The 11,027-nt window shown below is 34.1% G+C and carries 10 protein-coding genes and 2 pseudogenes; 8 read left to right on the plus strand and 4 right to left on the minus strand.

Features of this window, described 5'->3' with window-relative positions; translation table 11 throughout:
• Nucleotides 1-131: 131 nt before the first annotated feature.
• The 3 genes from L950_RS21815 to L950_RS21825 all read right to left on the minus strand — a co-directional run bounded on the left by L950_RS21815 (nucleotide 132) and on the right by L950_RS21825 (nucleotide 3,168).
• The gene (locus tag L950_RS21815) at nucleotides 132-968 is read right to left on the minus strand and encodes a DUF4401 domain-containing protein (RefSeq protein WP_021189960.1); all 837 of its coding nucleotides are present in this window, start codon (nucleotides 966-968) and stop codon (nucleotides 132-134) included.
• Nucleotides 958-1,911, minus strand: a complete 954-nt coding sequence (locus L950_RS21820) for a DUF2157 domain-containing protein (protein WP_021189961.1) — start codon at nucleotides 1,909-1,911, stop codon at nucleotides 958-960. Before L950_RS21820 ends, L950_RS21815 begins: the two co-directional genes overlap by 11 nt.
• A 168-nt stretch (nucleotides 1,912-2,079) precedes the next feature.
• On the minus strand, nucleotides 2,080-3,168 hold the full coding sequence (locus tag L950_RS21825) for a 3-oxoacyl-ACP synthase III family protein (RefSeq protein ID WP_021189962.1): 1,089 nt from the start codon (nucleotides 3,166-3,168) through the stop codon (nucleotides 2,080-2,082).
• A 71-nt stretch (nucleotides 3,169-3,239) separates the two neighbouring features.
• Between L950_RS21825 and L950_RS21830 the strand changes: the two are divergent.
• The 4 genes and pseudogenes from L950_RS21830 (at nucleotide 3,240) to L950_RS21840 (ending at nucleotide 6,939) form a co-directional block, all read left to right on the plus strand.
• Nucleotides 3,240-3,520 (plus strand): annotated as a pseudogene (locus L950_RS21830) (ATP-dependent Clp protease adaptor ClpS).
• Nucleotides 3,521-3,628: 108 nt separating this feature from the next.
• Entirely contained in the window at nucleotides 3,629-6,076 is a 2,448-nt protein-coding gene (locus L950_RS21835; RefSeq protein ID WP_021189963.1) for a TonB-dependent receptor domain-containing protein, read from the plus strand.
• 57 nt (nucleotides 6,077-6,133) lie between these two features.
• Nucleotides 6,134-6,385, plus strand: a complete 252-nt coding sequence (locus L950_RS34330) for a hypothetical protein (RefSeq protein ID WP_231577775.1) — start codon at nucleotides 6,134-6,136, stop codon at nucleotides 6,383-6,385.
• Nucleotides 6,382-6,939, plus strand: a complete 558-nt coding sequence (locus tag L950_RS21840) for a DUF1080 domain-containing protein (RefSeq protein WP_231577777.1) — start codon at nucleotides 6,382-6,384, stop codon at nucleotides 6,937-6,939. Before L950_RS34330 ends, L950_RS21840 begins: the two co-directional genes overlap by 4 nt.
• A gap of 127 nt (nucleotides 6,940-7,066) precedes the next feature.
• Here L950_RS21840 and L950_RS21845 read toward each other — a convergent pair whose 3' ends face one another.
• Nucleotides 7,067-7,726: a YjjG family noncanonical pyrimidine nucleotidase gene (locus L950_RS21845; protein WP_316930731.1), complete on the minus strand. Its 660-nt coding sequence runs from the start codon at nucleotides 7,724-7,726 to the stop codon at nucleotides 7,067-7,069.
• Nucleotides 7,727-7,859: 133 nt separating this feature from the next.
• On the opposite strand from L950_RS21845, the pseudogene L950_RS21850 reads away from it, so the two are divergent.
• From L950_RS21850 to hemE, 4 genes and pseudogenes are all read left to right on the plus strand, one after another.
• A pseudogene (locus tag L950_RS21850) lies at nucleotides 7,860-8,733 on the plus strand (sensor histidine kinase).
• Complete coding sequence (locus L950_RS21855; RefSeq protein ID WP_021189964.1) at nucleotides 8,723-9,430, plus strand: response regulator transcription factor; 708 nt, start codon at nucleotides 8,723-8,725, stop codon at nucleotides 9,428-9,430. Before L950_RS21850 ends, L950_RS21855 begins: the two are co-directional and overlap by 11 nt.
• Nucleotides 9,431-9,436: 6 nt before the next feature.
• A complete protein-coding gene (locus L950_RS21860) occupies nucleotides 9,437-9,955 on the plus strand; it encodes a hypothetical protein (RefSeq protein ID WP_231577776.1) in 519 nt (172 codons plus the stop codon).
• Nucleotides 9,955-10,992, plus strand: a complete 1,038-nt coding sequence (gene hemE / locus L950_RS21865; RefSeq protein WP_021189966.1) for a uroporphyrinogen decarboxylase — start codon at nucleotides 9,955-9,957, stop codon at nucleotides 10,990-10,992. Before L950_RS21860 ends, hemE begins: the two co-directional genes overlap by 1 nt.
• Nucleotides 10,993-11,027 lie beyond the last annotated feature (35 nt).

Consider the following 11,027-nt stretch of genomic DNA (forward strand, 5'->3'; position numbering starts at 1 on the left):
AAAATGCCATAAGGAAAGGAGTAGGGAAATAAGACCAATTGACAGACCAATCCTATATTGATAATTAAAGCAAATTAAGATGAGTAGTATTGAACATGCGATACCGGGATTAATAACTGTTGAACCTAGCATCAGTATGAGAAGCGCATATGTAGGAAAAGTACTTTGGATTTTGTGATCTCAAATTTACTTGTGATTTTATAAACCACCCATAAAGTTGCTAATGCATATAGTACTGATAATATATTTAATGCGAATGAGGTGTTATTTACTTGCTCGTTGGTCTCATAGTGTGATAGTATAATGAATGCTGTCGTGACTACGGTTGCAAGAATAAGCCCTAAGCGTAATGGATTATAGATTGTACTGATTAAATTTCGTTTGGATAGTACAGCTGCTTCATGTGATAAAAAATAGATCAATGCGATTATGAGAATAGCATTGATCAATGTAATGAATAATAGATTTTGATCATTGTGATTGATTAAAGCTATTATGGAATAAATGATGCAAAGTATATTTAACAAGGATAATAGATAGCGTTGTACAATTAATAGTGTACATAAGCTGATGATAAAACAGAGTATAAAAATGTAATTTAAATCATGGATATCGAAACCATATATGAGCATCCATCCTCCCACAATATAAAATGCAATACTTGCAGTATCAATGATAATGGCGTTATATTTTTTAATGCAGTATAGAGATAGAATAAGAAAGATGGAACCGCAAATGATTAAATTCAACTTATCGTTTAAGATGTTTAGTAAAAATAAGGCTCCTAAAAAACTTAAAACACTTAATATAACTCCAAGTATGGATAGTATTTTTATAGTCAGATTTGATCTGTTTTCCTCCAAATGTTGATACGCTGCCATTGTATCATTTATATTGATCTGAAAATTGGGTTCGTTGCCTTTGCTCAAAAGTTCTATTTTATTTAGTATTTCTTGTTTATTTTTCATTGGTCCATTTTCTTTGAAGATTTAACAATAATTTTATAATGGCTGTCACCGTTATTATCACAAAAAGACTGATGATGATCAAGACAAATTCATCTTCAAAGATTCTAATAAGCAGACAATTAGTGATAATTAAAATACTGAAAGCTATGGTTCCAATGAAAAATGTACTTTTTGTCTGTAAGGCATAATAGATATAGTAAGAGTAGCATGCTAGCGTACCAATAATTAATAATAATCCGTTTAGGAGTCTTGAGTCAAATATGAGGTAACACAAACCGATTGTTGCAATTGAAGTTACGATAAGCGTAAACGTATTTCTAAACCATAGTGGTATCTGGATTTTCCGATAATGATTTAGAGATAATAAGGCCGTTAACGCACTACCATTGATAAAGAATAGTAGTGTAGACATACTAACTGGGTCAAAACTATTTAGAACTTGATCGTTGAATAGGAAAATGGTTGTATTAATAAGAAGAATATGGAGAAGCAAAAGTGGATAAAATCGTGTTGCGATTACCCAAATCGTGATAAATATCGTCCAGGCAAGAAAAAAGTCATAGGCATTAGCTCCCGTTTGGTATATCTGTCCAAATACCGCAAATAATACACCGACTAACATGGAAGCAGCTGTCAATAATGTATTTTTATATACATCATTTATTTTTAATAGAAGTGCACAAAGTACAGTTGCAGCTAGTAGAAGAAGTATAATTCCGATTTTAATGAATTTGTTTAAATCTGCCCAATTGAATGCAAAGAAAAATATAATGCCAGAGACAACAAACCCGATTCCTAATACAAGTAAGAATAAATCTAAGAATCGCTTCCAGTCTCTGGTATTTACGTACACATTTTCTTCTAAAAGATTTTCTATCTGTTCTCTTGAAAGATTACTATGCTTACTTGCAATCGATATGTCTTCACGATTTAGTTTTTCCATTACTAAATCTAACGAAAAATTGTGATAATTTTCTGGAATAGAATGGATCTGAAAAAGATTGAAGGTGGGAGATACTTCGGAATCTGATAGGCTATATGATGTTTTCCATAGGAGTTATTAACATTATGTTAATAACTCCTGTGGAAAACACTGTTTTAATTCTGAGGGCTAGCAGTAAATCTTAGTTTTTTTAAAAATTACCGTGTGTTTTCTACCAACGGATGAGGCTGATCCCCATGTAAATCCTGCGCCAAAAGCAGCTAAACAAATAAGATCTCCTTCTTTAATTTTTCCAGCTTCCCATGCTTCACATAATGCAATTGGAACTGATGCCGCGGTTGTATTTCCATATTTTTGAATGTTATTAAATACTTGATCGTCATTTAGCTTCAATGTCTTCTGGATGAATTGCGAAATTCTAAGATTTGCTTGGTGGGGTACTAAGAGGGTAATATCTTGTGTTGTTAAATTATTTTTGGTTAGTGCTTCTCCTATTACCTCTGGAAATTTTACCACTGCTTTTTTAAATACTGTCTGACCGTCCATGACTGGAAATGCTGTTCCATTTTCTAGCATTTCTGCTGTCATTAACATTCCGCCAAGCTCTTGTTCCGGCCATTTTGGTTTTTCATCTAACCAGATCCCACCAGATGCACCAGGGTAATACATCGCTAACTTTTCAGCATCAGCACCGTCAGAATGTAAATGAGTACTTAGAATACCTTTACCTGCTTCATTTGTAGGTTGAAGAACAACAGCTCCGGCGCCATCTCCAAAGATTACGGACACACTTCTTCCGCGTGTTGAGTAATCAAGGGCAAAAGAATGTTTTTCAGAGCCAACGACAAGAATATTTTTGTACATCCCAGTTTTGATAAATTGGTCAGCGACAGATAATGCATAAATAAAACCTGAACATTGGTTTCGGATATCTAAAGCACCTACTTCTTTCATACCCATTTCCCGCTGTAGAAGTACGCCACAACCAGGGAAATAATAATCAGGCGAAAGCGTAGCAAAAATAATAAAATCAATTTCTTCGGCAGTCGTATTTGCGCGTTCAATCGCTATTTTTGATGCTTCAACAGCCATAGTGGTGGTTGTTTCACCAATTCTATCCGCATAACGACGCTCTTTAATACCTGTTCTTTCCTGAATCCATTCATCACTTGTATCCATGAAACGGGTTAAGTCTTGATTGGTGTAAACATTTTTTGGTACGTAGTATCCTATACCTGCAATTTTGGATTGAAACATATGATTGTATTTATGTTAAGTTCAAATTAAGTAAATTACGTAATTTTTGAAAATTAAAGTACTTTTGTAGTATGAGTACAGAAACTGCACAAGAAACCTATTCCTTATCCGAAATTTTAGCTTCAGTTAAAGATTCCAATCGACTGATTTTGTGGAATGACGATATCAATACTTTTGACCATGTTATTTTTGTATGATGCATCATTTGCAATATTCGGAACCTGAGTCTGAAAGAATTGCTTTTAAAGTGCATAATGATGGTAAATGTGCAGTCTTGGAGGGATCTTTGACTGAGATGGAGGTCTATAGAAAAATTCTAAAAGCAGAAGGTCTTACTGTATCTGTCGAGTAGATTTTTATTTCCGAGATAGGTCATTTTATTGAGTAATAAAGTGGTTACGAGTCGTTTTAGTTCAACAAAAAAGTACATTTTTGTAGTATTACAGCTTATAACTTTATTATGTTCTCTAAAAATCAGACCCATTTCTTTACTTTTCTTATTACGTTTTTATTCTTTCCGATAATAGCTTTCGCTCAATCTGGTAAAGTATCTGCTACTCTTATTGATGAAAAAACTGGAACTCCAGTCAATTTTGCTAGTGCATCATTACTGACGGGTAGTGCTCAAGCTTATTTAAAGGGTACCCAATCTGATGAGAATGGCGTAGTCATTTTTCAAGATGTTCCAAATGGTACTTTTACGTTACGTGTTACTTATGTTGGCTATTCCGACTTCGTGAAAACAAATATTGTCGTATCAAATTCTTCCAATCTTAATCTCGGTAAATTAGTTTTAAAACCTTCTGGTGAATTGCTTAGTGAAGTTGTAATTGAAGGAAGAGCACCGGCGATGCAGATTGGAATCGATCGTAAGATTTTTAATGTTGGAGAAAGTTTGGTGAGTGCAGGTGGTACAGCCACCGATTTATTAGCAAATGTGCCAACTTTACAAGTCGATCAGGATGGGACGGTTAGTTTAAGAGGATCTAATGTTAAGATTTTGATTGATGGTAAAGAATCTGCAATGGCAGGTAATGATGTGACGGCCTTATTACAGAGTTTACCAGCTAATTCAATTGATAAAGTCGAAATTATCACCAATCCTTCTTCCAAATATGACGCTGAAGGACAGACTGGAATTGTGAACATTGTCTTGAAAAAAAATATCCGTACGGGATTGAATGGGGCTGTTAATACATCCGCGGGGTCTTATGATAACTATATGGCTGGATTGACGCTTAATTACAGAGATAAGAAGTTTAACTATTTTGGAAGTTATAATTTTAACCGCCGTAATATGGTGGGAAGTGGGAAGGTTGATAACACTTTTTTAGATAATAACAGCCGTATCTATAATGAATCTGAGTCTTCCCGTAAAGGAAACGGACATAATATTAAGGCAGGAGTTGACTATAATATAACGGATCGTACTACTTTGGGGCTTTCTGGTAATATGAGTATTCGTAATAGTGATCGTTCTGAAGATTTGAATTACCAATATTCTAATCATCCTAAACTTTCGGGGACTAGTAATCGTAATTCACGTCAATTTGAAGATGACTTTGCTTATGATTTAAATTTTGATTTTAGACATCAATTTAAGCGATCTGGAGAAGAGCTGACTGCGAATGCAAGTTATGGAAATGATAAAGAAGATGGAACAAATGATTTTTTACAGAACTTTAGTGGTCCCATACCTGCTGATGGTCGTAAAAATGTGACTTCTGAAAACGGAAAGGTGATTAATCTACAAGCTGATTATGTATTGCCATTTTCTGAGACGAGTAAGTTTGAAGCTGGATATAGAACGCAGATTAGAAAATCTTTTGATACGCAGTTTTCTGAAATCTTAGTTGATAGCCTTGGGCTTTATTTCCCCGATTATAAGATCAGTAATGATTTTGATTTTACGAGTTCGGTTCATGCTTTATATGTCAATTATCAGAATAAATTAAGTAAAAAAATTGGCTATCAATTGGGGTTACGTGGCGAGCAATTTGAATTAAAATCGACTTACTTTTCAAAAGATCCAGAAGTACTTGTCAAAGAAGAAAAAGCTAATCAAAATTTCTTTCGTCTATATCCCACTGTATTCTTAACGTATGATTTAGATGATAGTGGTGATAAGTTACAGTTGAGTTATTCAAGAAGGGTGCAACGTGCTCGCGGATGGCAAATCAATCCATTTCCAGATGTTACAGATAATATGAATAGCCGACAGGGTAATCCTAATTTGAAACCTGAAGATGTGCATGCTTTTGAGTTGAGTTATGCGAAAACTTATGGTAAAGTTAATTTGGTCAGTTCAGCATATTTTAATCATACCAGTGAAGTGATTCAACCTTACGTATTCTTTGTAGATTCGAATAGTGTGACTTATAGTAAATGGGAGAATTTAACAAGCCGTACTTTATCTGGTTTTGAATTTATTGCCAAAGTCAATGCAACAAAAGATTTTGATTTTACATTCAATCTGAACTTGATAAATATCAATTATAAAGCTAATGAGCTGTACCAGTTGCCAAGTAGGAAGGGATTTTCTTATAATTCTAATTTAACCATGAACTATAGGATGACACCAACATTTTCTGCACAGGTTAGAGGCGAATATAATTCTTCTCGTGTAATGGCTCAAGGAAAGATGAATGCGATGAAAGGTATAGATGTAGCTTTGAAAAAAGATGTCTTTAATAAGAAAGCTTCTGTTATGTTGAATGTCCGTGACGTATTCAATTCTAGAAAAATGGAAGGGTATACGGAAACGCCGCAGTTGATTTCTAATTTTGAAAGGCGTTGGATGAAAAGAATGGTTACTTTATCAGTTTCGTATCGATTCGGAGGTCAGGATTTAACAAAGTCTAAGAAAAGGGAGACTAATACAAATGAAATATCCGGAGAAGAATATTAAGATATATTCTTGATTCCGATGATTTTTTTTTAAATTTAATCCATATAAATACTAGATATGAAATTAAGAACAATCGTTTTAGCAGCTACTATGCTCGCGGGTACTGCAAGTGTTGGTACTACTGTCGCTCAACAGAAGAAAGAAGTCCCTGCATATAAGGTTTTGGATCTACCTAAGGTAGATTTGAAAAATTTTAACAAAAATAAACAAGGTGCATATGTCATTTTTGATGGTACTTCTTTAACAGGATGGCGTGGTTATGATAAAGCTGTATTGCCTAAAAATGGATCATTGATGATGGTGCTATAAAATTTGACAGCAAGGCAAATGTTGGAAATAATGAAGGTGGAGATTTAATTTTTGCTCATGATTTCAAAAACTTTGAATTGGAACTGGAATGGAAAGTGGCAAAAGGAGCGAACTCTGGTATTTTCTTTTTAGCAAAGGAAATTGAAGGACAACCAATTTATATTTCCAGTCCTGAATGTCAAGTGCTGGATAATGAAAATCATCCTGACGCGAAGATGGGGGTTGATGGAAATCGTAAATCAACGTCGTTATATGATATGATCCCTGCGAAGCCTCAAAATGCTAAGCCTTATGGTGAATGGAATAAAGTGAAAATTGTTGTTAATAAAGGTAAAGTTGAACAGTGGCAAAATGACGTCAAAGTTGTTGAATATACACTATGGGATCAATCATGGATTGATCTATTACAAAAAAGTAAATTTAGTGAAGAAAAATGGCCTTTGGCTTACGAATTATTGAAGAATGTCGGTGGCAAAACTAAATCAGGCGTTATCGGATTTCAGGATCATGGTGATGACGTATGGTTCAAAAATATTACTGTGAAAAAATTGTAATTACCATAAAGCATAAAAAAAGCGAGCTTGAAAATCAAGCTCGCTTTTTATGCTTTATGATTCTGCTATTTCATTCCTTTATTTTATAGAATGGACTGTAATTCTTTTAAATTACTGATCATATGTATTACATCTTGTGGTCTTTCACCTTGATTAGGATTAAAGAATATGGCATCCATGCTACATTCATTGCTCCTCGAACATCTGCATCAATATTATCACCGATCATGATGGAATTGTCAATTTTTGCGTCGGCTTTATCTAATGCGAAATTGAATATTCTGGGATCAGGTTTATTGACCCCAACCACTTCGGAAATAAAGATATTTTTAAAATATTTATTGAGATCACTTTTATCAAGCTTTACTTCGCAAGCTTCTTTGAATCCATTTGAAATCAAATGTAAATTGTAATTTTTATACAGATATTGAAGTGTTTCATGTGCATGTGGAAATAAATTGGTTTTCTGCGGGCACATGCGTAAATATTCTATTTCAAAACTAGAGGGAAATAGGGAAGGATCTACACCAAGTTGTGTAAATGTATCTGCAAAGCGGGCACGGCGTAATTCTGTTTTATCAATTTTACCATGATGATACAGATTCCATACGCGATGATTATTGACCGTATAGGTTTGGATAAATTGGGCAGAGCTTTCTTGCTGAAATAGCTGATCAAATTTGTAATGATAATATAGTTCGTCCAATGTCTCTTCTGCATTTTTATCAAAATCCCAAATGGTATGATCTAAATCGAAGAATATATCTTTTTTGTCTTGTTGAAACATAGTACAAATATAGCGTAATATGAACTAATGAAAGAAATAGGGGCTGTTCGATTTTCCTCTTAGTGTCATAAAGTCCAACACATTTTTTTATACCTCTGTTTATCGTTATTTTTGTTCTGTTGCAATATATCGTATGAAAAAAGCACTTGTTTTATTTTATTTTCTTGTTTTTTATGCCACCTCCCAATTGATCTGGTGGGGTGTTATGCTTGCTCGGTTTCAACCACAAAGGAAATCGATGATTATCGGTGAAGGTATATTTTTTTTACTGATCTTTCTTTGGGGCGCTTTACGTTTAAAAAAGCTTTTTGTTCGTGAACAAATTACAACAACAGCAACAAAACTTTTTATTGGCCATAACTCATGAATTAAAATCTCCGCTAGCTTCGGTCAAATTATATATTCAAACAATTTTGAAAAGAGATTTGGATAAGGAACAGCAACAAGTTTTTTTAAGGAATTCTTTGAAGGATATTGAGCGATTGGATGATTTGGTTGAAAATGTATTAATCACTACTAAGCTTGAAAGCCGCAATTATAATCTTCCGAAGGAAAAGTTTAATCTCACCGAATTAGTAGAACAAATTGTGGACCGCCTTCAAAAGAATGCTTGTAGAACGCAAGTGTTGAAACCTAATTTGGATTCGGATGTTATGATCTACGCTGATAAGTTTGCAATAAGTAATGTCGTGACTAATTTGATCGAGAATGCAATAAAATACTCTCCACCATGTGCAAATGTTGTGGTTAAATTAACAAATGAAGAGCATGGAATAATTTTTTCTGTTGCTGATCATGGAATTGGTATCAGTGATGTGGAGAAAAAACTTATCTTTAATAAATTTTATCGTGTAGGAAGTGAAGCGACACGTAAAACTAAAGGTACCGGTTTGGGGTTGTATATAGTGAAGACGGTCTTGCAAAAGCATAACGCGTCTATTAAGGTAAAAGATAACACTCCTTCGGGGAGTATTTTTGAAGTAACATTTGATAAAAATGCAAAGTAAACAACGCATACTGCTCGTAGAAGATGAAGAACACTTGTTAGAGGCTATCAAGTTAAATTTGGAGTTAGAAGGTTACCGTGTAACAACAGCTACAGACGGTAAAAAGGCTTTGAAAATATTCAAGGAAGAACGTTTTAATTTGATCATTCTGGATGTCATGATTCCTGAGATTGATGGATTCCAGGTTGCCGAAACTATTCGACTACAAAATACGGAAGTTCCTATTATGTTTTTAACTGCTAAAAACAGTAGTGAAGATCGTATCACTGGTCTTAAAAAAGGTGCAGATGATTATTTAATCAAACCTTTCAATTTGGAAGAACTTATCCTTAGGGTAGGTAATTTGGTGCGAAGAAGTTTAAAACCTGATGATTTGAAAGAATTAAACTCTTATCAAATTGGTGATAAAACAATTTATTTTAATTCATATGAATTGCATCATGCAGATGGTACTATTACTTCTTTAACAAAGAAAGAAACCATGTTGTTGAAGCTATTGATTGAACGCCGAAATGAAGCTGTTTCTCGCGAACAAATATTGGAAACAGTATGGAATTATGATGTTTATCCTTCAACTCGTACGATTGATAATTTCATCTTGACTTTCCGTAAATATTTTGAACCTGATCAAAAACACCCAATTTATTTCCATTCTATTCGTGGTGTTGGATATAAATTCACGGATAATAATGCATAACGTTTTATGATGACATTTAAGGCTCGTGTAGCTGTTATTATCATTGCATTATTGTTAATTGGATATGGCGTTTATGCTGGACATTATCAAACTTCGATCCTGATTGCAGGTGGTGTTTGTTATCTGGTGTGGAGTCATTTGCGCGAGAGCTCAGTAGCTATGGCTAGTGATTCATTTCATAAGCAGGACTATGCTAAGGCAAAAGTTTTACTGGCTGAAGTGAAAAATCCTGATCGCTTGAGGAAAGGACGTCGTAATATTTATGAATATATGATGGGTACTATTTCACTTCATGAGGATCGCATTGATGAAGCTGAATACCATTTCCAATTAGCATCAAGATTACCGTGGAAAAAAGATAATGAAAAAGGGATGGTCTTAATCAATTTATCGAATATCAGTTTAAGAAAAGAAGAGTATGAGCGTGCTCAAGCTTATATTGATGTTGCGAAGAAATTGAATTTAACAGAACGTCAAGCCAGTATAATTGGCAAAATACAAAACGAAATTTCAAAACATATATAGTGATTACTACTTTACAAAACGATTTATTGATTAGAGCTGCACTTTCGCAGCAAACTGAACGCCCGCCTGTATGGATGATGCGTCAAGCTGGAAGATTTATGCCTGAGTACTGGGCAATAAAAAATAAATATTCCTTTTTGGAAATGTGCAAAACTCCGGAGATTGCTGCAGATGTTACCATGTTGCCAGTTGATTTACTAGGTATAGATGCCGCAATTTTGTTTTCTGACATTTTGGTTACAGCAGAAGCAATGGGTGGAGATTTAAGTTTTGAACAAGGAGTAGGTCCGCGTTTCGCTAATCCAGTGCGTTCTTTTGCTGATGCTGATAAATTAGCTACAGATTGTTTGCCTAAATTGGAATATGTAGCTGATGCTATTAAAGTAATTCAACAGCGTTTGAATGGTAGTATTCCTTTAATTGGTTTTGCAGGTGCACCATTTACAATTTTAAGTTATTTAGTTGAAGGGGCTTCTTCAAAAGATTTTAAGTTGACCAAATTGATGTTGAATAATGAACCAAAATTGGCTCACACTATTCTTCAAAAGATAGCTGATGTAACCGTCGAGTATTTAAACATGCAAATTGCTGCTGGTGTTAATGCTGTTCAGTTATTTGATAGCTGGGCTTTAGCTTTATCTTGGAATGATTATAAAGAGTTTGCTCATTATTATAATAATCAAATCATCTCTCGTTTGAATCGAAAAGATGTTCCCGTAATTTCTTTCTGTAAAGGATCTTCTGTGTTTGCCCCAATAATGGCAGAAGCAAAACCGGATGTGATATCTGTCGATTGGAATGCAGATTTAAAAAATATCAAACAATCGTTACCTGCGGGAATTGCTGTTCAAGGTAATTTGGATCCATTTGTATTGTATGCTGATAAAAAAGTAATCAAAGAAAAGATCCTTCAATTATTTGAACGTATGCGTGGTGAAAATGGATTTATTTTCAACTTAGGTCATGGTATTATGCCTGATATCCCTTTTGATAATGTGAAATACGCAATTGAAGTTGTTAAAGAATTTAAATATTAACAAGTATCAGTTTAACAAACAAAACAAGGAACAAA

Origin of the sequence: Sphingobacterium sp. IITKGP-BTPF85 (assembly GCF_001006065.1) — a bacterium.
Taxonomy (GTDB): domain Bacteria; phylum Bacteroidota; class Bacteroidia; order Sphingobacteriales; family Sphingobacteriaceae; genus Sphingobacterium; species Sphingobacterium anhuiense.